The organism is Serratia bockelmannii, assembly GCF_051803255.1.
Taxonomy (GTDB): Bacteria; Pseudomonadota; Gammaproteobacteria; order Enterobacterales; family Enterobacteriaceae; genus Serratia; species Serratia bockelmannii.
This window is the reverse complement of the sequence record NZ_CP196512.1, coordinates 1,360,911-1,383,782: the sequence shown is the minus strand read 5'-3', so window position 1 is coordinate 1,383,782 and position 22,872 is coordinate 1,360,911. Positions and strand designations below refer to the sequence as shown.

Here is a 22,872-nt window from a genome sequence, read left to right as displayed (position 1 = left end):
GAAGCGGATCCGCCGGAACGCCGGCAGATCCTGAGCACCAGAACGAGCGCGTGAAAAGCGCTTATTGGCCGATAGACGTCAGGCCCTGGCGGATCCCTTCGTCAGCCTGCTGGCACCACGCCTGCAGCCCCTGCGGCGCTTCCTTCTCCAACGCGACCACTTTGCCGTCGTCGTTCAGCACATTGCCTTCACGGCCCATCGCTTCACGCTTGTCGCCATCGCGGGTATCAACGCCGCCCGGAATAGCCGCCACGTAGGCCACCATTTTCTTGGCGTTGTCGATACTCTCCGCTTTCAGGAAACCTTTATCGACGCAGTAGGACATCAGCCCGGCGGTATTACGCGTGATGTCATAGACGTTCTTCAACGCGGCAGGATCCATCCCTTCGGCATTGGCGGTGTTAAACAGGCCCAGAGTCGCGGCAATCATGCCGGTCAGAATGCTCTTTTTCATTGTTATCTCGTTTTAATAATGAAGTAGTTAATTTTTAATTATTCACAAAAAAATGTGAATGCCGGTACGATATAACGGCGCCCTAGATTAACACAACACTAACGCGTTAATAACTGTGGTTAAGTTAGCGCCTAATAAAATAAAAACGCATGGTGGGGTTATTGCCTCCTCCCGGCGTCAGTTTTTTACGTTCGACATTGACCGCGCTCAATTCAAATTTAAAATAGTCTCATCATGGAATTATTCGTAACGAAATCGTTGGCCCGCGGTCAATCACGTTCCGCACTTTGCCAACCCGCCCCGGCGTGGCATAGCCTGTTAAGACGCGCCATGCCATAGTGGAAGGGGATTCGCTTGAACCCTTCCGTCCGGCCGCCGCAATGCGACGATAAAACCCTTCTCGATATCACGATGAATTTATATCTTTATCCGGCGGTGCTTATTGCGTACCGCTTGGGCATCTTTGAGTTTATTGCTCAGCCCCCCGCAGCCTGGCCAATATATGCACTCAGGCCAATCTGGAAAGACGCCCAGCGGAAACGTTGGCCATGGCGCTATTGGCATTGAAATTGATCGCCAGAGACGGCGATACATTCTCTCTCTAGCCGGAAGCGGAAACCTTTTTGTTAAAAAACAACCCGCATTACTTCGGTTATTTTTGGGATTTGATGATTGAAAACAGCGAGATTTTCTCGCTGAAAAACCTGGAAAACGCCATCAGAAAAAATACCTCGCCGATCTACGACGAGCAGGAGCTGTTCGAAGCGCATACGCTCGACGCCGACAGAATGCGGCGTTTTACCCACGCCATACCCAGCCTGAGCGTGGGATCGGCCAGCGTTTGGCCGCGCTGCCCCCCCTCGCTCGGCGCTGGATATCGCCGACCAACTGCTCGACGTCGGCGTCGGGCCTGCTCAATTACTGCCGTCGCTCGGCTACTACAGCATCGTGACGGCGCAAAAAACCCAGGCTTAGCGGTTCACCGAACGCGCCATGCGGCTGTAGGTGTGGCGCACGCCGCGAATCGCCACGCTGTAGGCGAAGATGTTTTCCGGCAGCGCCAGCCCCAGATAGCCGGTATCGCCGATATGGTGCAGGTCCGCGCCGGCCATTTTGCTCATCAGCGCAATCTGCCGCACGGTCTGCACGTCGGCCCCCTCTTGCGAGGTGCCGATCGCCGTCATCGCCAGCGCTCCCTGCCGCTGGGCATAGGCGATCAGCGCCGCCACTTTTTCCTGCGACATGCCGGGAATGGTGCCCGGCGCCGGCAATAGCACGATATCCGCACCGTTCTCCACGAACAGCGCGATGTCCTGCTCGCCGATCAGCTGGCTGCCGCTTTCGCGCACAATGCCGGCGCCGTGCATTTTGCCGGTCACCAGCACCATCTCGTCGCCCACTTCATCACGAATCGCTTTCAGCGCGGCGGCGATCGCCTGATTGCTGACGCCGTTGTTCGGGTTGCCGGTCAGCACCAGCATGCGCGCACCGAGCTGATACAGCTTGCGGGCATTCTCGGCGGTGGCGGCGCGGCCCGCCGTCATCTGCCAGAAGTCGTTATGTTCGGTGGCGAAAGCCGGATCGACGGCCTCCAGGTTCACCCCGATCACCCGCCCGGTCAGGCGCTGCAGCGTGCGCAGCGCCTCCTGCGGCGACACGTCGGCGGGCAGGCCCGCGATATGCGGACGATCGACGTCGAACAGGTTCAACAGCAGCAGGTCGGCGCCCTGGCTGGCCGCCAGTTCGGCGTTGGTGACGTTATTGAGCAGCGGCTGAGTGACCGCGATGGTTTCGCTGACCAAGATGCGCCCTTCGCTGGCGCGGATGGCATAGAGCAGATCGGCTTTGCCGATATCGGCCAGATCGCTGGCGCTGCAGTCCAGATAGCGTTTCATGAGGCAAGCTCCGGTGACGTTAGCGGAAAGGGATGGATGCCCCCTCTCCCACCGCAGTGAAAGAGGGGGAAAAGGTTACTTCAGCGTAAAGCTTTGCGCCTGCACGTTGTCGGAATCCAGGCCGACGAACACGTTGAATTTGCCCGGCTCCGCCCCCCATTTCAGGCTGGCGTTGTAGAACTTCAGATCGTCTTCGCTAATCGGCAGCTCAACCTGCTGCGACTGACCGGCCTTCAGCGTCACTTTCTTGAAGTTGCGCAGCTCTTTCACCGGGCGGCTGACCGAGGCGGTCACGTCCTGCAGATACAGCTGCACCACCGTGGCGCCGTCGTACTTGCCGGTATTCTTCAGCGTGACGCTGGCGGTTAACTTGCCGTTGCGCGCCATCGTCGGGCTGGACAATTTCAGGTCCGACAGGCTGAAGGTGGTGTAGCTCAGGCCGTAGCCGAACGGATACAGCGGGCCGTTCGGCGAATCGAAGTAGCGCGAGGTGTACTTGCCCGGATTCTCCTTGCCGAACGGCCGACCGGTGTTCAGGTGGTTGTAGTACATTGGGATCTGGCCGACCGAGCGCGGGAAGGTCATCGGCAGCTTGCCCGACGGGTTGTAATCGCCGAACAGCACGTCCGCCACCGCGTTGCCGCCCTCGGTGCCGCTGTACCAGGTTTCCAGCATCGCGTCCGCCTGCTCGCTCTCCCAGCTCAGCGCCAGCGGCCGGCCGTTCATCAGCACCAGCACCAGCGGCTTGCCGGTGGCTTTCAGCGCGGCAATCAGATCGCGTTGGCTCTGCGGGATCGTGATGTCGGCGCGGCTGGAGGCCTCGTGCGCCATGCCCTGCGATTCCCCCACCACCGCCACCACCACGTCGGCCTTGTTCGCCGCCTGTACCGCTTCGTCGATCATTTGCTGCGGCGAACGGGTATCGAACGCCACCGCCGGCTCATACTCGTTCAAATAGTCGATGATGCCTTTATCCTGCGTGACGTTGGCGCCCTTGGCGTACAGAATGCGCGCCTTGTCGCCCACCCCCCGCTCCAGCCCCTCACGCAGGGTGACCGACTGTTTGACCACCCCGGCGGCCGACCAACTGCCCATCACGTCACGCTGGCTGTCGGCCATCGGCCCGACCAGCGCGATGGTCGCCTGCTTGCTCAGCGGCAGCGTCTGCTTATCGTTCTTCAGCAGCACCATCGTCTTGCGCGCCACCACCCGCGCTTCGGCGCGGTGCAGGCGGCTTTCGGCGTTGGTGTCCTGCGGATCGGAACCCGCCGGGCCCAGATGCACGTAAGGATTGGTGAACAGCCCCATGTCGTATTTGGTGTTCAGCACGTCGCGGCAGGCGCGGTCGATATCGCTTTCAGGCACCAGCCCGTCTTTCACCAGGCCCGGCAGGTATTTGTCGTAAAACTCGTCGCTCATGCTCATGTCGACGCCGGAGGTGATCGCCAGCCGCACCGCGTCGCGCGCATCGGCGGCCACGCCGTGTTTAATCAGCTCTTTGATCGCGCCGTGGTCGCTGATGGTGATGCCTTTAAAGCCCCACTGCTCGCGCAGCAGATCTTTCAGCAGCCACGGGTTGGCGGTGGCCGGCACGCCGTTGATCGCGTTGAGCGACACCATCACCCCGCCGCTGCCGGCGTCCACCGCCGCTTTGTAAGGCGGCAGATAGTCCTGATGCATGCGCAGCGGGCTCATGTCGACGGTGTTGTAATCGCGGCCGCCTTCGACGGCGCCGTACAATGCAAAGTGCTTGACGCTGGCCATCACCGAACCGGGTTTGGCCGGATCGCCGTTCTGGAAACCGTCGACCATCACCTTGGCGATTTTCGAGACCAGCCAGGTGTCTTCGCCGAAGCCTTCGGAGACCCGGCCCCAGCGCGGATCGCGGGTGATATCGACCATCGGCGCGAAGGTCATGTTCAGGCCGTCGTCGCTGGCCTCTTGTGCCGCGACCCTGGCGCTGAGCGCGATGGCTTCCAGATCGAAGCTGGCCGCCAGCCCCAGGCTGATCGGGAACACGGTGCGCTGGCCGTGCACCACGTCATAGGCAAAGAACAACGGGATTTTCAGGCGGCTGAGCTGCATCGCCTGATCTTGCATCACCCGGATATCCGGCCGGGTGACGGTATTGAAGATGGCGCCGATCTGCCCTTTGCGAATTCCCTCGCGGATCGCTTCTTTCGGGTTATCCGGCCCGACGCTGATCAGCCGCAGCTGGCCGATCTTCTCTTCCAGCGTCATCTGCTTCATCAAATTGGACACGAAGGCGTCGCGCTGCTGGGCGTGAATGCCCTGCGTTATCGGCGTTTCCTGCGCAAAAGCCGGACTGAGGGCCAGACCGGACAACATACTCACCACACAAAGCCATTTCATCTTGTTTTATCTCAGGCGTGTTTCCGCCGCTAAAGCCGCGGGGTTTAATCGGAGTGAAGAAACAGTTTGCCACACTCTGTTTCATCGCCAAGGGAATTCGCATCGCTAATGTTTACAAAGCATTACAGGTCATCGGCAGGTAATTCTGTAGCCGGGCGCGGCTGTCGGCGGCCTCCGCCGCCAGAAAATCGACCAGCGCGGTTAACGTCGGCGGCGCCACCGTGCGTTCAGGATAGACCAAATAATAGGCCGCGCCGCTGCTGACGCAGAGCGGGAACGGCGTCACGATACGCTGCGCCTGAATATCCTCCTCCAGCAGGCACAGATCGCCGATGGCGATGCCAAACCCCTGCAGCGCGGCGCTCATCGCCAGATCGAGGGTATCAAAATGCTGGGCCTTGCCGGACGGCAACGCATCGGCGCCCGCTGCCTTCAGCCAGCGCAGCCAGTCGCGCCGATCGCGCGTCGGGTGCAGCAGGGTTTTGTCCGTCAAGTCCGTCAGCCGAGGCGTCGGCGGCAGAAATGTCGGCGTGCAGACCGGCGTGAGGATTTCATCGAACAGCAGATGCGCGGTCAGCTTTTTACCCGGCGGCCGGCCGAATACCACCGCGGCGTCAAACTGCTCGGTACTGAAATCCAGGCCGTGCGACACCGAAGCGGTCAGCTCGATATGCATGTCCGGCCGTTCATTTTGCAGGCGAATAATGCGCGGCAGCACCCAACGCATGGCGCAGGTCGGGCATTTGATGCGCAGCGCCCCTGGCGGGGCGGCGGCCCGCGTCAGGGCTTCATCCAACTGCCCCAGCGCTTGCTGCACCGGCGCCAGCAGCTGCGCGCCCTGCGGCGTCAGCGCCAAACCGCGCGCCTGACGGCTGAACAGCGGATAGCCCAGACGCTGTTCCAGCCCGAGAATTTGCCGGCTGACCGCCCCCTGCGTCAGGTGCAGCTGCCGGGCGGCATGGGTAAAGTTGAGGCGTTGCGCCACCACCACAAAGGTTTTCAATACGTCGAGCGACGGCAGGGATATCGGCATAGCGTGCCTCGATTAGGTATGATCGTAGTGCATGGCAAGTATGACAAACTTTCCCTTGTCCGCCTACGCCGGCTGATGCTTAATCGCTCAACACTTCCCTGTTTGCCTGGAGCCCATCATGCAGAGCGCCTGCTCACCCCGCTCGAAGCTGCCGGACGTCGGCATCACCATCTTCACCGTCATTGGCCAACTCAGCGCCGAACATCAGGCCCTCAACCTGTCGCAGGGCGCGCCCAATTTCGCCGGAGACCCACAGCTGATCGAGGCAACGGCACAAGCCATGCGCGCAGGTCATAACCAATACGCGCCGATGAGCGGCGTGGCGGCATTACGTGCTGCTCTGGCGGAAAAAGCTGAACGATTGTATGGCGCGCGCTATGACGCCGACGAAGAAATCACGGTGATCGCCAGCGCCAGCGAAGGGCTGTACTCGGCGATCAGCGCGCTGGTGCATCCCGGCGACGAGGTGATCTATTTCGAACCGGCGTTCGACAGCTATGCGCCGATCGTGCGCCTGCAGGGCGCCACGCCGGTGGCGATCAAACTGTCGCTGCAGGATTTTCGCGTCGACTGGGACGAAGTGGCCGCCGCCATCAACGGCAAAACGCGCATGATCATCGTCAACACGCCGCACAACCCGACCGGCTCGGTGTTCGACGCGCAGGATATCGACCGCCTGACCGCCCTGACCCGCGACACCGACATCGTGATCCTGTCCGACGAGGTCTACGAGCACGTGGTGTTCGACGGCGATATTCACCACAGCATGGCGCGCTATCCGCAGTTGGCCGAACGCAGCGTGATCGTGTCGTCGTTCGGTAAAACCTACCACGTCACCGGCTGGCGCGTTGGCTATTGCCTGGCGCCGGCGGCGTTGATGGACGAGATCCGCAAGGTGCACCAGTTCATGGTGTTCTCCGCCGATACGCCGATGCAGCACGCCTTCGCCGCCGCGCTCGCCAACCCGCAGAGTTACCTGGGGCTGGCGGCGTTTTACCAACAAAAGCGCGATCTGCTGGCCAGCGCCCTGCAGGATTCGCGCTTTGAGCTGCTGCCCAGCCGCGGCAGCTTCTTCATGCTGGCCCGCTTTAGCGGCTTCAGCCACGAAAGCGACAATGATTTCGCCGTGCGCTTGATCCGCGAAGCGAAGGTGGCGACGATCCCGCTGTCGGCGTTCTACAGCGACGGCACCGATACCGGCCTTATTCGGCTGAGTTTTTCCAAAGATAACGAGACCCTGCTGGAAGGCGCGCGCCGTCTGAGCCAGGTGTAATTTTTTGTCCGACCATGGGAAAGGGGCACTGCCTATGAAAGCTTTAAAAACGCTGTTCGCCGCCGGATGCCTGCTGGCCGCCGGCTCTTCTCTGGCGGCGGAAAACAGCCTGCGCTTCGGTCTGGAAGCGCTGTATCCGCCGTTCGAATCCAAATCCGCCAGCGGCAAACTGGAAGGGTTCGACATCGAGCTGGGCGACGCGGTGTGCGCCGCCGCACAGTTGAAATGCAGCTGGGTGGAAACCTCGTTCGACAGCCTGATCCCGGCGCTGCAGGCGCGCAAGTTCGACGCCATCAACTCGGCGATGAACGTGACCGAACAGCGGCGCCAGGCGATCGCCTTTACCGACGCCATCTATCAGGTGCCGAACCGCCTGATCGCCAAGGCCGACAGCGGCCTGCTACCGGACGCCAAAGCGCTGGCAGGCAAACACGTGGGCGTGCTGCAAGGCTCGATTCAGGAGATTTACGCCAAAACCCATTGGGCGCCGGCGGGCGTGGACGTGGTGTCTTATCAGGATCAGAATCAGGTTTACCTTGACCTGGCGGCCGGTCGGCTCGACGCCACGCTGGTGATGGCACCGTCGGGGCAAAGCGGCTTCCTGTCGCAGCCGGACGGCAAGGGCTTCGCCTTCGTCGGCGAGGCGGTGCGCGACGACAAGATCCTCGGTGAAGGCATTGCCTTCGGCCTGCGTAAAGGGGATGAGGCGCTGAAGAAGAAACTGGATGCCGCCATCGCCAAAGTGAAACAGCAAGGCACAGTGGCGGCGCTGTCGAAGAAGTATTTCGGCGATATCGACGTGACGGTGAAGTGATGGACGGGGGCGGCACCGCCGCCCCCTGCCGCGTTTAGCGATCGAACACCGAACTGTTCAGCGCGCGATCCTGCTGGTGGCGCTCCAGCGCCAATTCGATCAGGCGCGTGATCAGCGCCTGGTAGCTGACGCCGCTGGCGGCCCACAGCTTGGGATACATGCTGATGTTGGTGAAGCCCGGCAGCGTGTTGATCTCGTTGATCACCACCTGGTTATCCGGCGTCAGGAACACATCCACCCGCGCCAGCCCGAAGCACTCCAGCGCGCGGAACGCCTTCAGCGCCACCTCACGGATGTGGTCGCTCACTTCCGGCGCGATCGCCGCCGGCACCACCACCTGAGCACCCTGCTCATTGATGTATTTGGTGTCGTAGGAGTAGAAAGCGTCGCTCAGCACGATCTCGCCGCACACGCTGGCCTGCGGATCGTCGTTCCCCAGCACCGCGCACTCGATCTCGCGGCCGACGATCGCCGACTCCACCAGCACTTTGTGATCGAAGCTGAAGGCCAGTGCCACCGCCGCGTCAAACTCGGCGCGGTTTTCCACCTTGCTGACCCCGACCGACGAGCCCTGGTTGGCCGGCTTGACGAACAGCGGCAGGCCTAGGCGCTCGCTCAGTTGCTCAAACGTGAACCCGGCGCGGTTGGCGCGGGTCAGGGTGACGAAAGGCGCCACCGCCAGCCCGGCGTCGCGCAGCAGGCGCTTGGTCACGTCTTTATCCATGCTGACCGCCGAGCCGAGCACGCCGGCGCCGACGAACGGCATATTGGCCATGCGCAGCAGCCCCTGCAGCGAGCCGTCTTCCCCCAGCGTGCCGTGTACGATCGGGAAAATGACGTCGAGCTGGCCCAGCGCACCGGCGCTACCCGCTTCGATCAGCTGCTGTTTTTCCTGGCCCGGGATCAGCGCCACGTTCTTGTTCGAGCGGTTCAGCGCGATCAGCGCCGGGTTCTCGGCGTTGAGCAGGTAGTTGGAGGCGTCGTTGATGTGCCACTGCCCCTGTTTGTCGATCCCCAGCAGCGTGACGTCAAACTTCTCTTTGTCGATTGCATCCACAATGTTTTTGGCCGACTGCAGCGACACCTCATGCTCCGCCGATTTACCGCCAAAAATCACCCCAACACGTAGTTTAGTCACGCCTTAAATCCTTCTGAAAAAATCATGGCAAAAAAGTCGTTCATCACAATAAACGCATTGCCTGGCGGCGGCAATCGTTGTTGCCAGAATCTTCTTACGCCACGGAATGCCACATCGCGACCATCCTAAACGTATACACTTCATATATTGTTTACTTATGGAGACGCCGATGGGCATCGTAAAAATTTCGGACGCGCTGCATGACGATCTGCGCCTCGCCAGCCTGACCATGACGCGTTCGATCAACGCGCAGGCCGAGTACTGGATCAAGATTGGCATGTTGGCGGAGTTCCATCCGGAACTGACTTACCCGCAACTGGTAAAAAAAATGATGAAAGATAACGCGCTGACGCTGAAGGAGATTGTCGGGTGAAAGAGATTGTGATTAAAACGCCGGAAGAGATTGCCAAAATGCGCCATTCCGGCGCCCTGCTGGCCAAAGTCTTTGCTATGCTCGATGAGGTCATCGTCGAAGGCATCTCCACCATGGAGATCAACGACCGCGCCGAGGCGTTTATCGTCGAAGAACTGAAATCGCGCCCGGCCAGCAAGGGGCAGTATGATTTCCCCTATGTGCTCAACACCTCAATCGACGATGTGGTGTGCCACGGGGTGCCGTCGGCCAGCAAAATCCTGCGTTCCGGTATGATTGTCAACGTAGATATCACGCTGGAAAACGGCGGCTACATCGCCGACTCCAGCAAGATGTACTGCATCGGCCAGGTGACGCCGCTGGCCAAACGGCTGGTGAACAACGTCTATGAATCGATGTGGCAGGGCATTCGCGCGGTGAAACCGGGCGCCACCCTGGGTGATATCGGCCACGCCATCCAGCGGCATGCCGAGCAGGCCGGCTACAGCATCGTGCGGGAGTATTGCGGCCACGGCATCGGCCGCGACATGCACGAAGAGCCGGCGGTATTGCACTACGGTCAACCCGGCAGCGGTCTGGTGCTGCAAGAGGGCATGGTGTTCACCATCGAGCCGATGATCAACCAGGGCGACCGCCGCATCAAGCAGAAGAAGGACGGCTGGACCGTGGTGACGCGCGACAAAAAACTGTCGGCGCAGTGGGAACATACCGTGGCGGTCACCGCCGACGGCGTGGAGATTCTGACGCTGCGCGACGAAGAGCGCCGCGCCAGCTACGCCGAACGCGACTAAATACGCAAGCCATTAGCTTAACAAGCTGATAGCTTAATAAGTTATTCACTTGATAACCTCTTAGCTTATGTGCGGCACTCCGGCGCCGCGGTTAAAGCGACGGAGATGACAGGGAGACAGGCAGTATGCAGTCAGGCAATCAGACGTTTATCAATCAGCTCAAAGACATCGTCGGCGGCCCGCAACTGTTGACCGGCGATCGCAACACCGAGCGGTATCGCAAGGGGTTCCGCTCCGGCGAAGGCCAGGCGCTGGCGGTGGTGTTTCCCACTAGCCTGCTGCAGCTGTGGCGCATTTTGCAGGCCTGCGTGGCTGCTGACAAAATCGTCATTATGCAGGCCGCCAATACCGGCCTGACCGAAGGGTCAACCCCCAGCGGCAACGACTATGACCGCGACATCGTCATCGTCAGCACTCTGCGCCTCGATCATATTCAGGTGCTGGACAACGGCAAGCAGGTGGTCGGCTTCCCCGGCAGCACCCTGCACCACCTCGAGAAATTGCTCAAACCCTACGGCCGCGAACCGCATTCGGTGATCGGCTCCTCCTGCATCGGCGCCTCGGTGATCGGCGGCGTATGCAACAACTCCGGCGGCTCGCTGGTGAAACGCGGCCCGGCCTATACCGAAATGGCGCTGTACGCCCAGTTAGGGGAAGACGGCCAGCTGCGCCTGGTGAACCATCTGGGCATCCGGCTTGGCGACACGCCGGAAGAGATCCTCACCCGGTTAGAAAAAGGCGACTATCGCCCGACAGACGTCGAGTACGGCGAGTTGCGCGCCTCGGATAACGAATACGCCAGCCGGGTGCGCGACGTCGATGCCGACACCCCTTCCCGCTTCAACGCCGACAAACGCCGCCTGTACGAAGCTTCCGGCTGCGCCGGCAAGCTGGCGGTGTTCGCGGTGCGGCTCGACACCTTCGAGAAAGAAGGCAAAGAGCAGGTGTTCTATATCGGCACCAACCACACCGCGGTGCTGACCGAACTGCGCCGCCACATGCTGAGCAAATTCGAAAACCTGCCGGTGGCCGGTGAATACATGCACCGCGATATCTTCGACATCGCCGAGGTGTACGGCAAAGACACCTTCATGATGATCGACAAGCTCGGCACCGATCAGATGCCGCGCTTCTTCACCCTGAAAGGCCGCATGGATGCCAGCCTCAACAAGCTGCCGCTGCTGCCGCACAACCTGACCGATCGGCTGATGCAGGGCCTGAGCCATCTGGCACCGAGCCACCTGCCGAAGCGCATGAAGGAATACCGCGAACGTTTCGAACACCACCTGCTGCTGAAGATGGCCGGCCCCGGCGTAGACGAAGCACAGCGCTATCTGACCGACTATTTCGCCCAGGCCGAAGGCGCCTTCTTCGCCTGCACGCCTGACGAAGGCAAAAAGGCCTTCCTGCACCGCTTCGCCGCCGCCGGTGCCGCCGTGCGCTACCACGCGGTGCACGCCGACAAGGTGGAGGATATTCTGGCGCTGGATATCGCCCTGCGCCGCAACGACACCGACTGGTTTGAAACGCTGCCGCCGGAAATCGACAGCCAGCTGGTGCATAAGCTGTATTACGGCCACTTTATGTGCCACGTCTTCCATCAGGACTACGTGGTGAAAAAAGGCGTGGACAGCCATGCGCTGAAAGAAAAGATGCTCGAGATCCTCAACCGGCGCGGCGCCGAGTACCCGGCGGAGCATAACGTTGGCCACCTGTACCACGCCAAACCGGATCTGCAAACGTTCTACCGCACCGCCGATCCAACCAACAGCTTCAACCCTGGCATCGGCAAAACCAGCAAACGCAAAGGCTGGGCCGAAGACCCCCGCTAAACGCCTCACGATCGGCCCGCCGCCGCACCCGGCGCGGGCCTCCTCTGCCCTACCTGCCTCATCGCGATCTTTCTGCGCCTTTAAAGATGCATTTTTATTGCAACTTATAAAATTCCCGATTACCATTCACCCCATCATCGCAAATGAGAATTAATTACAAAGCTGTCATGACGGATACATGACATCCGCCGTGGCATTCACCGCGAAGTTAATGAGAAGGAACCTACCATGAGTCAAACCCTCGATTCCGCCCAGCTGCTGGCCGCGCTCGATAAAGTGATGGTGATCTCCACCACCGATCTGCAGGGCACCATCACCTACGTCAATGACCTGTTCTGTCAACTGACCGGTTTTTCCCGGGAAGAGCTGGTGGGCCAGCCCCACAGCATCGTGCGCCACCCTTCCGTGCCGAAAGCCGTTTACAAAGCGATGTGGGACACCATCAAGGCGGGCGGTATCTGGACCGGCATCATTCCGAACGTCGGCAAGGGCGGCGTGCTGTACGTGGTCGACACCACGGTGCAGCCGCTGTATGACGCCCAGGGCAATATCGAGGCCTATATCAGCATCCGCCGCGTGATCAACGATCTGATGACCGACTTCGAATCGGTGGAATTCGCCAAAGAACAGTTCGACAACCACTACGACAAGTAACCGCTATGGCCGACATCATCGAACGCATCCTGATTGGTTACGGTTCGGAGTCGGGCAACGCCCGGGCGCTGGCGATGCGCCTGGGCGAGCAAAGCAGCCTGCAACCCTACCGCCCCATGGTTAAAGAACTCAACGCCATCCAGCCCGCCGATGTGGGCGAGCGTGACATCCTGTTGATCGTCTCGAGCTCATTTGGCGACGGCGAACCGCCCGCCAACGCCGAGCGTTTTTCCGACGCGCTGGCGCAATGGCCGGATCCCCCCGGTTGCGCTACGCCATCTTTGGTCTCGGCGACACCGCGTACCCGCATTTCTGCGGCTTCACGCAGGCGCTGGATGCGCGCCTGACGCAATACGGCGCCCGCGCCATCGTCAATCGCGTCGACGCCGACGTTAACTTCGAACCGTTCTTCACCACCTGGCTGACGACGCTGGGTAAGGTGCTGGCCGGCGATGCCCAGGCGGGTCGCGACTTGCATCTGCGCGTGACCGCCTACGGTGAAGACCATGCGTTCAGCGCCGCCCTCCTCGAACGACGGCCGCTCAGCGCTCGCACGCCGCAAGCCTGGCATCTGCGGCTGAATATCGCCGGCAGCGGCATCGTTTACCGGGCGGGAGATACCGTCTATCTGTTGCCGGAGAACGACGAAGGATTATTGTCCCGGCTGGCAGACTGGCTCGGCAGGCCGGAGGCCGTCGACGCGCTGCGGCGCCGGGAGCTGCGCCAGCTCAGCAAAACGACGCTGCGCGAACTGGCGCAGTTGGCCGACAGCGAAGAGCTCAAAGGCCTGCTGAAGATCCGTCAGCGCAAAGCCCTGGAGAGTTATCTGTACGGCGCCGATCTGCTGGACGTGCTGCACGATTTTTGCCCGCCGAACGCGATCACGCTGGAGAACCTGTTGGCGCTGCTGCCCGTTTGCCTACCGCGCGCCTACTCCATCGCTTCGGCAACGCGGGAAGAGAGCCTCGATCTGTGCGTTCGCGACGTGCGTTATGAACGCGGCGGCCGCACGCGGCGCGGCACGGCAACCGGCTGGCTGCTCAAGCATCCCGGTCCTTTCCGCCTTTTCTGCCGCGCCAACCCCGGCTTTTACCTGCCGCGCGACACCGCCTTGCCTGTGCTGCTTATCGGTACCGGTACCGGCATCGCACCGTTGATTGGCTTGCTGCGCGAAATGGCCGCCCAGGGCGAACGGCGTGAAACCGTCCTGATCTTCGGTGAGAAAAGGCGCGATGAAGACTTCCTGTATGGCGAGGAGTTGGTCACGCTGAACGCGACGGGCGTACTCACACGGCTCATCACGGCATTCTCGCGCGACGCCGCCGACAAGTATTACGTGCAACACGCCATCGACGATCGCGCCGATGTCGTCAGCGGCCTGCTGCAGCGGGGCGCGCATGTCTACCTGTGCGGCAATCGTCAGTATCTGGAACATGCCGTAGCGACGGCGCTGGAGCAAGCCTGCGGGGCGGAAAACCTGTGGCAGACGCTGATTGAGCAGCAGCGCCTGCACCTGGAACTCTATTGAGACAGGGCGGCGTTCACCGCTCCGCGCGCAGCAGCAAGGAGACGATGAACGCGCCCCCCAGCCCCGCCGTAATGATGCCGATGGGCAGCTCCTGATGGGGGATCAGGCTGCGGCTGAGCATGTCGCCGCCGGTCAGCAGCATCGCCCCCAGCAGGCCGCACATCGGCACGGACAAGCGATGGCGCACGCCCACCAGGCGCCGGGCCAGATAAGGCACCATCAGCCCGACAAACCCAATCACGCCCGTCAGCGAAACGAGAAACGCCGTAGACAATGCGCAGCACAGAAAGATCTCGGTGCGCAGGCGCGCCACATTGACCCCCATCGAATGGGCGGTTTGCTCGCCCGCCAGCAGCGCATCCAGCGCCCGCCAACGCAGCGCCGTAAACCCGGCCAGCAGCACAAAACTCGCCAGCGGAATGAACAGATTATCCCAACGCGCCAACCCCAGCCCGCCCAGCGACCAGAACAACACCGAACCGGCCGCCCGCTGATCGCCGGAAAACACCAGGTAGCTGGTGAGCGCGCTGAACAAAAACGAGACCGCCAGACCGCAGACGATCAGCTGCTCGGCGCGCCTGACCCGGCTGACGCGAAACAGGATCATCACCGCCATCGCCGACAAAATACCGCCGGCGAAAGCGGACAGCGGCAACGTCAGCGCGCCCAGCGCATCGCCAAAGCGCGTGATGACCAGCACCGCGCCGGCGGAGGCGCCGGAGGAGAGCCCAAACAAAAAAGGATCGGCCAGCTCATTGCGGGTGGTGGTCTGCAGCAGCGCGCCGGTCATCGCCAGCCCGGCGCCGGTTAACGCCGCTAACAAGGCCCTGGGCACCCGCAGTTGCACGACGATGGTGTCCAGCATGCCGGAAAGCGGCGCCGAACCGAGCCCTAACGCCGCAAACGCCTGTCGCCATGACAACGCGACGCTGCCCAACTGCAGGCTCCAGATCATTAGCCCGCACAACACTGACAGCGCCAGCGGTGCGAGCAGCATAAACCGCCGGGTCGGCAAATTCATTCAGCCTCCGGCGCGTACAGCGCCCGCGCCAGCTTTTCCACCGCGCCGATGTTGGCCGGCCCCGGCGTCAGCTCCGCATACTGCAGTTTCAGATAACGGTGGTGCCGTACGGCGGGGGTCAATTTCATCAACGGGTGAGACTCGAGGAAGCGCCGCAGCGCATCGGCGCCTGACCCGGTCTGGTAATCCAGCAGAATAATGAAGTCGGGCTCGGCCGCCGCCACCGCTTCCCAGGACGCCGTCGTCCAGCTCGCCGGCAAATCGTCCATCACGTTGCGGCCGCCCGCCGCTTCGACGATCGCCGTCGGCATAGCGTATCTGCCGCTGGTGAAAGGCTTCTCCTCCCCCGAGTCATAGACGAACACTTTAAGCGGCGGCTGGCCCGCCGGCCTGGCGGGAAGCGCAGCCAACCGGCGCTGCCAGCCCGCAACCAGCGCGGTGGCCTCTTGCTGCTTGCCGAAAATCTTGCCGAGCTTCAGCTCATCGTCATACAGCAGGTTCATATCGGCCTTTTGCGGCCGCCCGCCGGCCTGTACGCAGCTCTCGCTCAGCACCAGCGTTTTGATGCCGAACGGGGCGAGCGTCTCCGGTGTGACGTCACCGCCGATCTTCATGCCGTAATTCCAGCCGGCGAAGAAGAAATCCGGCTGCGCTGCCAGCAGCGTTTCCAGAGCAGGATATTTCGGCGCCAGTTCGGGAATGGCGCCCATCGCGGCCTTGAAGTCGGGCGTCAGTTTGTACCAGCCGGTGATGCCGGTCAGCCCGACAATGCGATCCTGCAAATGGAGCGCAAAGGCCATCTCGGCCATATTGATGTCGTTGATGACGGCGCGTTGCGGCGCCTGGTTGAAGGTGACCGGCGTACCGCAGCTTTCTACGGTGACGGGAAATTTTTCGGCCGCCGCCGCCCCGCCGGCCAGCAGCAGGAGCAGGGGGAATACGCGTGTGTTCATGTTTCTCTCTGGTTTATCAAGCGCAATGGGGAACGTCAAAAATACGCAGCGTTTTCCCGCTGACGGGGTGCGCCACCTTGAAACTGTTCATGCCGAACACCGGCAGAATCACCGGGGTCTGCAACACCGCCTCGGGCGTACCACAGGCTACCTGGCGGCTTTCGTTGAGCACCAGGATCCGATCGGCAAACGCCTCTGCCACGGGCAAATCGTGCAGCACTGCAATCACGGCAATGTCTTTATTTTTCACTAACGACAGCAGCGCCGAGCGCCCGGGCGGATCGAGGTGATTGGTCGGTTCATCCAGCAACAACAGATCGGGAGACTGCGCCAACGCCCGGGCCAGTGCAGCACGCTGACGCTGACCGCCCGAGAGCCGCCCCAACGGGCGGTGCCTGAGCGGCGCCAGCCCGGTTTCCCCGATGGCCTCGTCAACAATGCGCTTTCCCGTCGCAGAGCGTTCGCCATGCGGTAAACGGCCCAACGCCACGTAGTCCTCAACCGACAGCCGCAAATCCGGCAGATCGTTTTGTGCCAGAAAGGCGATGCTTCTGGCACGTTCCGCCGCCGACCACTCGGACAAGGCGCGCCCTCGCCAGTAAATGCCGCCGCTGTCCGGCCGCGTTTCGCCGATCAGGGCGCGCAACAGGCTGGACTTGCCGCTGCCGTTAGGGCCGATCACCGCCAGCTTTTCACTGGAACGGAGCGCGAAATGGATGTTGTCGAGTATCAATGCCCCGCCGTGGCCGGTCAGGCTAACTCCATCAACGCGGAGGGTGTCGTGAATTGAATTCATTATGCGTTAATTGTTATATTATAACATATCAATATTTTTACCACGATTCCGCGCCTTCTGCAAAAGCGAATCGCAACCTCTTTTGCCGCACGCGCTGCGTGCCGCGAGACTGGGAGCAAGCCGCGCCCCTGCGTCAACACTGCGCGGCAAAAGCAACATAGCACACCTTTTAATTAATGATAATGATTTTCATTATCATTTGAATCATTGTGATTTCCGATTGCACGCACCGCTGAACTTGGTTATGTTTGAAGCGATTAGTTTTATTTCCGGTTTGCAGGAACCCCTATGACTCCGTTGGCGCACAGCACAGATCCGACTCTTACGACCGCTCCGGCCGTCGTTTTGCTGTGTGCTTCCTCTGCCCCACCCGCCGTTTCCTCTGTCGTTTCAGCGGTTGCCGCTTACCCGCCACGCATTGTGGTTGTGCGCTAAGCCACACCGACTTTTACCTCCGGCTTATTGATCTGTTGCGTTCAGGCGTAGACCGCCGCGCGCGCCGGAGCCTGTAATTTTCACGACAGGTGAAATTGATATGCGATTACCTTCTCTCTGGGCCAATGCCGGCCTGGCTACGCTGTTCGTCCTGCTTTGGAGCAGCGGCGCGATCTTCTCCCGTTGGGGGTTGGAGCACGCCTCCGCCTTCGCTTTTCTGTTCTTCCGCTGCGCCATCGCGCTGGCGGTGCTGTTGGTCATCGGCCTGTGGCAGCGCCAGTGTCTCCCCGCCCCCGGCACCCGCTGGCGCGTCGTGCTGATCGGCGTGCTGATGATCGGCAGCTATCAAATCTGCTATCTGCTGGCGCTGGAACAAGGTATTACGCCCGGCGTGCTGGCGACGCTGCTCGGCGTACAGCCGATCCTCACCCAGTTCATCACCGAGCGGCGTTGCACCGGGCTGCGGGCACTCGGCCTGGCGCTGGCGATGGTCGGGCTGACGCTGGTGGTGTACCAAAGCCTGATGGTGGCCCACTTCTCGCTGAGCGGCATGCTGTTCGCCTTTATCGCGCTGGGCTGCATGACCGCCGGCACCCTGCTGCAAAAAGGCATGACGCAGCCGCCGCTGGCGGTCTTGCCGCTGCAGTATGCCGTCGGATTATTGATGTGTACGCTGGCACTGCCGTTTGAGCCGCTGCGGGTCGAATGGCGGCCGGCGTTCGTGCTGCCGCTGCTGTGGATGGCGGTGGTGATCTCGGTGCTGGCGACGTTCTTGCTGTATCGCCTTATCCAGCGCGGCAATCTGGTGCAGGTGACCAGCCTGTTCTACCTGATCCCGGCGGTGACCGCCCTGCTGGATTACCTGCTGCTCGGCCACGCGCTAGCAGCGCTGAGCCTGCTGGGCATGGCGGGCATCGTGCTCGGCGTGATGCTGGTTTTCCGCCGCGCATAAAAGCAAAAGCCCCCGCGCCGTTCCACCGGCGCGGGGGCAACAACAGCCGTTAACTCAGAACAACCAGGAACCGTACCCCCACAGCAGCACCGTCACCCCAAGCAGCAGCTCGAGCAACAGAATGCCGATGGCGAAGGTCGAGCTGGAGAAGATGAACCCTTCCTTACTGTCGATATTCAGGAAGTGCGGGATCCCCAGATTCAGCAGATAGCCCGAATAGCACAGGCCGATAATGCCGACAAACAGACACAGCCAGACGACCGGATAGAGCGCCACTACCCCGCTGAGGAACATCGGGGTCGCCACGTAGCCGGCGAACACCATGCAGCGGTGCAGGCTGGGGCGCGATTCATAACGCCGCGCCATCCAGTGAATGACTTTCCCCATGGCCGCTACGCCCGCCAGCATCAGCAGGTAGAACGCCACGGCGGTATAAAACGCGGTAAACATGTCGAGCCTGATGGCATGTCCCTCGCCGGAGAGCCAGCCCAACTGGGTGGTGCCGATAAAGGCGCAGACCACCGGGATGGCTGCCAAGAGCAACACGTGATGGGTGTATAGGTGCGAGACGCTTTCATTCTCGCTTTTGATCTGTTCGAACTCGGCGCTGGGATGCGCCAGAAGTCCCCAAACATGACTGACCATGAGACACCTCCTATCTCGCCGTAGGCCGCGATCGGCGAACGAATTTCACACCTCCGACGGACTGCTACCCGTGCGAGGATTGCGGCCACGGGGCTCTCTCCCCTGTACTAATTATAGTCTTTCGGCGAAAAAACGTGCGGAAAGCGCAACGCCGCAGCGCTTTGTCTTATACTCCCACCATAAAAACCAGGCTGCGAGGAAGGTCATGTCATCCGTAATCACCACCCGTCAGGCGGGGATCGTCGACGTCGACGCCGGGCGCAACGTTACCGTTGTCGAGCCCTGCAATCTTTACGGCTGCCGGCTCGGCGACGATGTCTTCGTCGGCCCGTTCGTCGAGATCCAGCGCCACGTCAGCATCGGCGCGCGCAGTAAAATTCAGTCGCACAGCTTTATCTGCGAATACGTCACCCTCGGCGAAGCGTGCTTTGTCGGCCACGGCGTTACCTTCGCCAACGATCTGTTCCGGGACGGCGCGCCCAACGCCGATCCGGCCAGTTGGGGGCGCACGCGCATCGGCGATCGGGTGTCCATCGGCTCCGGCGCCACGATCCTGGCGGTAGAGATCTGCAACGACGCGGTGATCGGCGCCGGGGCGGTGGTGACCCGCGATATCACCCGCAAGGGGATCTACGCCGGCAACCCGGCGCGTCTGCTGCGGGAGCTGCCGTAATGAACCCGGCCATCCGCATCGCGGCCATTGAGGCGTTGCCCGACGATTATCTGGCCCGCGGCGATTTCAGCTTCACCATCGCCTGTTACGCCCTGCCGCAGTTCGACAGCCCGGTGGACAGCTGGCCAACCCGCCCGGTGGCGCCATTTCGCAAACGGTATCCGCTGGCGCCGTTCGCCAACGAAGACAGCGTGACCTTCCTGGCGTATCGTCAGAACGACGCCGTTGGCCATATCACGCTGAGCAAAAACTGGAACGGTTACACCCTGATCGACGAGATCGCCGTCAGCGCTCATGCGCGCCGTCAGGGCATCGCCGGGGCACTGCTGGACTGCGCCAAACGGTGGGCGCGGCAGCAGGAAACCTCAGGTATGATGCTCGAAACGCAGAACAACAATCTGGCGGCCTGCCGCTGTTACCAGCATTACGGGTTTATCCTCGGCGGCATCGACCGTTTGCTGTACCGCGCCGAACCGGAGATCGCCGATCACGAAATCGCGCTGTTCTGGTATTTGCCGTTCAATAGCGAAATCGGTTACTGATTTATCGATTGCCATTGAGGTGATGTTTACTTTTTAACCCCTACCATCGGATGAGAACTGTTATCACTTACTCTGATAAGCCAGCGACACCCAGGGAGGGCCGTATGAACAAGAACAAGGCTGTTTTACTGATGTTAGCTATCGCTATGAGCGGATGCGCCGAACGCTCCACCGCCGTCTCCCCCGCGACGCCGCCGACCGACGTCACCGTTTCGCCGCCGGGCGTGCAGCCGGAGATGGACGCCAGCACCCGCAGCAAGCTGCGTGAGATCCTCGCGCTGCGCGCCGGTTGGCCCGCCGCGCAGCCGCATGGTCGCACCGTCGATTTGATTTCGCGCGAGTTTCTCGGCACGCCGTATCTCGCCAACCGTCTGATCGGTTCGCAGAACACGCCCGAGCAGCTGGTGATCGACTTCCGCGGACTGGATTGCTTCACCTACATCGATTATGTGGAAGCGCTCAGCACCGCCCGCAGCGAAGCCGAGTTCGTTCAGCGCCTGGTAGACATTCGCTACGTCGACGGCAACATCGCCTTCCCGCAGCGCAAACACTTCTTCACCGACTGGGCGCAGCGGCCGAAAAAAGTGGCCGAAGACATCACCGCCCAGCTCAGCCCGCACGCCGTCAGCCTCGTGAAAAACCTCAATCAAAAGGCGGACGGCAGCAGCTACCTGCCCGGCTTGCCCAACGTGCAGCGCAGCGTCACCTACATTCCCAGCGACAACGTCGACGACAAGGTGCTGGCCCAGCTGCGCACCGGCGACTACATCGGTATTTACACCAACCTCGCCGGGCTGGACGTGACCCACACCGGCATCTTCGTGATGACCGACCATGGCCCGGTGCTGCGCAACGCCTCCTCGCGCAAGGCCAACATGCAGGTCGTCGACTCACCCTTTATGGATTACGTGATGGCTACGCCGGGCATCGTGGTGCTGCGTTCGCTCAGCCGATAATCACCGCCGCATAACGGCTATAAGCTATAGCCGTTTATGCTGAACGAGCGTTTGACTTCGCCGGCGGTTCAGGCTTAGCTGTAAGGACAAAAACCAACTGATTTTATTGTTTTTTTCAGGGAGACTTCGATGACCTTACGCTGGCGTATCACCCCTCTGGCGGCGGCCTTCGCCGCCGTATTGGCGCTTCAGGGCTGCGATCAAAAAACCGACCAAAACCATATCAAAGTCGGCGTCATCAACGGCGCGGAACAGGACGTGGCGGAAGTCGCCAGGCAGGTGGCGAAAGAGAAATACGGGCTGGACGTCGAGCTGGTCGGCTTCAGCGGTTCGCTGCTGCCGAACGACGCCACCGACAAAGGCGAACTGGACGCCAACGTGTTTCAGCACCGCCCGTTCCTCGAACAGCAAAACAAAGATCACGGCTATAAGCTGGTGGCGGTCGGCAATACCTTCGTGTTCCCGATGGCCGGCTACTCCAAAAAGATAAAATCGCTGAAAGAACTGCCGGACGGCGCGGTGATCGCCATCCCGCTCGATCCGACCAACCTGGGGCGCGCCCTGCTGCTGCTGGAAAAAACCGGGCTGATTAGCCTGAAGCCTGGCAAAGGGTTGCTGCCCACCGCGCTGGATATCAGCGCCAACCCGCATCATTACCAGATCATGGAGCTGGAAGGTGCGCAGCTGCCGCACGTGTTAGACGATCCGAAAGTCACCGTCGCCGTCATCAGCACCACCTACATCAACCAGACCGGCCTGTCGCCGACCAAAAACGGCATCTTCATCGAGGATAAGGACTCGCCGTACACCAACATCATCGTCACCCGCGAAGACAACAAGGACGCGCCAAACGTACAGAACTTCATCAAGGCCTATGAGTCGGACGAAGTCGCCAAAGCCGCCGAGAAAATCTTCAACGGCGGCGCGGTGAAAGGCTGGTAAATTCGGCCACCATCAAGGCGGATTCTGCGCACGAATCCGCAATATTTCACTTTCATTCCCCGTTTCCTTACGCCACACCTTTCTCTAAAAGCAAAACGCCCGCATGCTCATTCCTCCATAACACGGATTGTTCACAACAAAGGAGTGTATCGATGCCGATCAAATTTGCCCCCAAGGTCGGGGAAATTCTCGAGTGCAACTATGGCAACTATCCCCTATCAGTCTGCCAACCGCATGAAGCCGGCTTTTATGATGGCCACATTCCACCAGAAATGGTGAAGAACCGTTTAGTTGTTGTGTTAAACGGCAAAATTAACGGCAACGCCTGCATTATCGTACCGCTGTCGACCACCAGAGATTCGAACAAGATCGAACGGGGATTGCACATCGAAATCACGCGTGAACTCATCGAAGATATGAGATTCCTTCATCCGCAAACGCGCTGGGCAAAGGGCGATCTGGTGCAGCAAGTCAGCCGCCAACGGCTGAACAGAGCCCGTAAAGAGAGAGGCTTTCTTACCCAGTGTCTGTCGCGCGAGCTTGTTGCTGACATACAACGCGCCGTCATTAAGTCGATCAATGCCAAAAATATGCTGTTCTGACCAGTACGCTGTTGTTGACAAAACAGACAAATCAGGTGAAATTGTCGCCGTAGCCGATAAAGGCCCTTATGCTATACCCTCCCTTTCAGGGACCTGCGAAGCCCAGCCATCCAGCTGGGCTTTTGCCTCTCTGGCGCCTACCGATTTTTAAAACGTCATCTTTTCTTCCCGCTCTTGACCCTTACGTGGCGTCAGGC

At 60.8% G+C, this 22,872-nt stretch carries 23 protein-coding genes; 14 read left to right on the top strand and 9 right to left on the bottom strand.

The genetic code is table 11. The annotated features are described in order from the left end of the window. Nucleotides 1–61 precede the first annotated feature (61 nt). The 4 genes from ACSJLU_RS06635 to ACSJLU_RS06620 form a co-directional block, all read right to left on the bottom strand. Complete coding sequence (locus ACSJLU_RS06635) at nt 62–454, bottom strand: hypothetical protein (protein WP_025301979.1); 393 nt, start codon at nt 452–454, stop codon at nt 62–64. Nucleotides 455–1,425: 971 nt separating this feature from the next. Next, the gene (locus ACSJLU_RS06630; RefSeq protein ID WP_043136840.1) at nt 1,426–2,349 is read right to left on the bottom strand and encodes a DUF7916 family protein; all 924 of its coding nucleotides are present in this window, start codon (nt 2,347–2,349) and stop codon (nt 1,426–1,428) included. A 75-nt stretch (nt 2,350–2,424) separates the two neighbouring features. Then, nucleotides 2,425–4,722: a beta-glucosidase BglX gene (gene bglX, locus ACSJLU_RS06625; RefSeq protein ID WP_197825071.1), complete on the bottom strand. Its 2,298-nt coding sequence runs from the start codon at nt 4,720–4,722 to the stop codon at nt 2,425–2,427. A 112-nt stretch (nt 4,723–4,834) separates the two neighbouring features. Next, nucleotides 4,835–5,755, bottom strand: coding sequence for a LysR substrate-binding domain-containing protein (locus tag ACSJLU_RS06620; protein ID WP_060432645.1), 921 nt, complete (start codon nt 5,753–5,755; stop codon nt 4,835–4,837). A gap of 118 nt (nt 5,756–5,873) precedes the next feature. Between ACSJLU_RS06620 and ACSJLU_RS06615 the strand changes: the two genes are divergently transcribed. After that, on the top strand, nt 5,874–7,028 hold the full coding sequence (locus ACSJLU_RS06615; RefSeq protein WP_380825745.1) for a pyridoxal phosphate-dependent aminotransferase: 1,155 nt from the start codon (nt 5,874–5,876) through the stop codon (nt 7,026–7,028). A gap of 34 nt (nt 7,029–7,062) precedes the next feature. Next, the gene (locus ACSJLU_RS06610; RefSeq protein ID WP_025301975.1) at nt 7,063–7,842 is read left to right on the top strand and encodes an ABC transporter substrate-binding protein; all 780 of its coding nucleotides are present in this window, start codon (nt 7,063–7,065) and stop codon (nt 7,840–7,842) included. A 34-nt stretch (nt 7,843–7,876) separates the two neighbouring features. On the opposite strand, the gene ddlA is transcribed toward ACSJLU_RS06610, so the two are convergent. Then, nucleotides 7,877–8,980 carry a D-alanine--D-alanine ligase gene (ddlA, locus tag ACSJLU_RS06605; protein WP_015377061.1) on the bottom strand — a complete coding sequence of 368 codons (1,104 nt, stop codon included), beginning with the start codon at nt 8,978–8,980 and terminating at the stop codon, nt 7,877–7,879. 169 nt (nt 8,981–9,149) lie between these two features. Here ddlA and ACSJLU_RS06600 point away from each other — a divergent pair, with 169 nt between their 5' ends. The 6 genes from ACSJLU_RS06600 (at nt 9,150) to ACSJLU_RS06575 (ending at nt 14,158) form a co-directional block, all read left to right on the top strand. Next, a complete protein-coding gene (locus tag ACSJLU_RS06600) occupies nt 9,150–9,353 on the top strand; it encodes a ParD-like family protein (RefSeq protein ID WP_006324220.1) in 204 nt (67 codons plus the stop codon). Next, a complete protein-coding gene (gene map / locus ACSJLU_RS06595; protein WP_380825741.1) occupies nt 9,350–10,144 on the top strand; it encodes a type I methionyl aminopeptidase in 795 nt (264 codons plus the stop codon). The genes ACSJLU_RS06600 and map overlap by 4 nt, the downstream gene beginning before the upstream one ends. Before the next feature lie 125 nt (nt 10,145–10,269). After that, nucleotides 10,270–11,976 (top strand): D-lactate dehydrogenase, encoded by a 1,707-nt coding sequence (gene dld / locus ACSJLU_RS06590; RefSeq protein WP_025301973.1) that lies wholly within the window; start codon nt 10,270–10,272, stop codon nt 11,974–11,976. A 228-nt stretch (nt 11,977–12,204) separates the two neighbouring features. Further along, entirely contained in the window at nt 12,205–12,630 is a 426-nt protein-coding gene (locus ACSJLU_RS06585; protein ID WP_023447580.1) for a PAS domain-containing protein, read from the top strand. A gap of 5 nt (nt 12,631–12,635) precedes the next feature. Continuing rightward, the gene (locus ACSJLU_RS06580) at nt 12,636–12,977 is read left to right on the top strand and encodes a flavodoxin domain-containing protein (RefSeq protein WP_439040406.1); all 342 of its coding nucleotides are present in this window, start codon (nt 12,636–12,638) and stop codon (nt 12,975–12,977) included. Beyond that, on the top strand, nt 12,878–14,158 hold the full coding sequence (locus tag ACSJLU_RS06575; protein ID WP_439041067.1) for a flavodoxin domain-containing protein: 1,281 nt from the start codon (nt 12,878–12,880) through the stop codon (nt 14,156–14,158). The genes ACSJLU_RS06580 and ACSJLU_RS06575 overlap by 100 nt, the downstream gene beginning before the upstream one ends. Before the next feature lie 13 nt (nt 14,159–14,171). Here ACSJLU_RS06575 and ACSJLU_RS06570 read toward each other — a convergent pair whose 3' ends face one another. From ACSJLU_RS06570 to ACSJLU_RS06560, 3 genes are read right to left on the bottom strand one after another with little or no spacing between them, the layout of a single operon-like run. Further along, nucleotides 14,172–15,179 (bottom strand): FecCD family ABC transporter permease, encoded by a 1,008-nt coding sequence (locus ACSJLU_RS06570; RefSeq protein ID WP_197819320.1) that lies wholly within the window; start codon nt 15,177–15,179, stop codon nt 14,172–14,174. Further along, nucleotides 15,176–16,132: an ABC transporter substrate-binding protein gene (locus ACSJLU_RS06565; RefSeq protein ID WP_025301970.1), complete on the bottom strand. Its 957-nt coding sequence runs from the start codon at nt 16,130–16,132 to the stop codon at nt 15,176–15,178. The genes ACSJLU_RS06570 and ACSJLU_RS06565 overlap by 4 nt, the downstream gene beginning before the upstream one ends. A gap of 16 nt (nt 16,133–16,148) precedes the next feature. Continuing rightward, nucleotides 16,149–16,865 carry an ABC transporter ATP-binding protein gene (locus ACSJLU_RS06560; protein ID WP_127146460.1) on the bottom strand — a complete coding sequence of 239 codons (717 nt, stop codon included), beginning with the start codon at nt 16,863–16,865 and terminating at the stop codon, nt 16,149–16,151. Between the two features lie 598 nt (nt 16,866–17,463). On the opposite strand from ACSJLU_RS06560, the gene ACSJLU_RS06555 reads away from it, so the two are divergent. Beyond that, entirely contained in the window at nt 17,464–18,315 is an 852-nt protein-coding gene (locus ACSJLU_RS06555) for a DMT family transporter (protein ID WP_025301968.1), read from the top strand. A gap of 54 nt (nt 18,316–18,369) precedes the next feature. On the opposite strand, the gene ACSJLU_RS06550 is transcribed toward ACSJLU_RS06555, so the two are convergent. After that, a complete protein-coding gene (locus ACSJLU_RS06550) occupies nt 18,370–18,960 on the bottom strand; it encodes a Yip1 family protein (protein ID WP_019453944.1) in 591 nt (196 codons plus the stop codon). 205 nt (nt 18,961–19,165) lie between these two features. Between ACSJLU_RS06550 and ACSJLU_RS06545 the strand changes: the two genes are divergently transcribed. The 5 genes from ACSJLU_RS06545 to ACSJLU_RS06525 all read left to right on the top strand — a co-directional run bounded on the left by ACSJLU_RS06545 (nt 19,166) and on the right by ACSJLU_RS06525 (nt 22,675). Next, nucleotides 19,166–19,633 (top strand): acyltransferase, encoded by a 468-nt coding sequence (locus tag ACSJLU_RS06545; RefSeq protein WP_099816722.1) that lies wholly within the window; start codon nt 19,166–19,168, stop codon nt 19,631–19,633. Then, on the top strand, nt 19,633–20,175 hold the full coding sequence (locus tag ACSJLU_RS06540; RefSeq protein ID WP_043136785.1) for a GNAT family N-acetyltransferase: 543 nt from the start codon (nt 19,633–19,635) through the stop codon (nt 20,173–20,175). The genes ACSJLU_RS06545 and ACSJLU_RS06540 overlap by 1 nt, the downstream gene beginning before the upstream one ends. Before the next feature lie 104 nt (nt 20,176–20,279). Then, nucleotides 20,280–21,131: a DUF1460 domain-containing protein gene (locus tag ACSJLU_RS06535; protein WP_049208950.1), complete on the top strand. Its 852-nt coding sequence runs from the start codon at nt 20,280–20,282 to the stop codon at nt 21,129–21,131. A 129-nt stretch (nt 21,132–21,260) separates the two neighbouring features. Next, nucleotides 21,261–22,073, top strand: a complete 813-nt coding sequence (locus tag ACSJLU_RS06530) for a MetQ/NlpA family lipoprotein (RefSeq protein WP_025301963.1) — start codon at nt 21,261–21,263, stop codon at nt 22,071–22,073. Between the two features lie 152 nt (nt 22,074–22,225). Then, nucleotides 22,226–22,675, top strand: a complete 450-nt coding sequence (locus ACSJLU_RS06525; protein ID WP_049208951.1) for a type II toxin-antitoxin system PemK/MazF family toxin — start codon at nt 22,226–22,228, stop codon at nt 22,673–22,675. Nucleotides 22,676–22,872 lie beyond the last annotated feature (197 nt).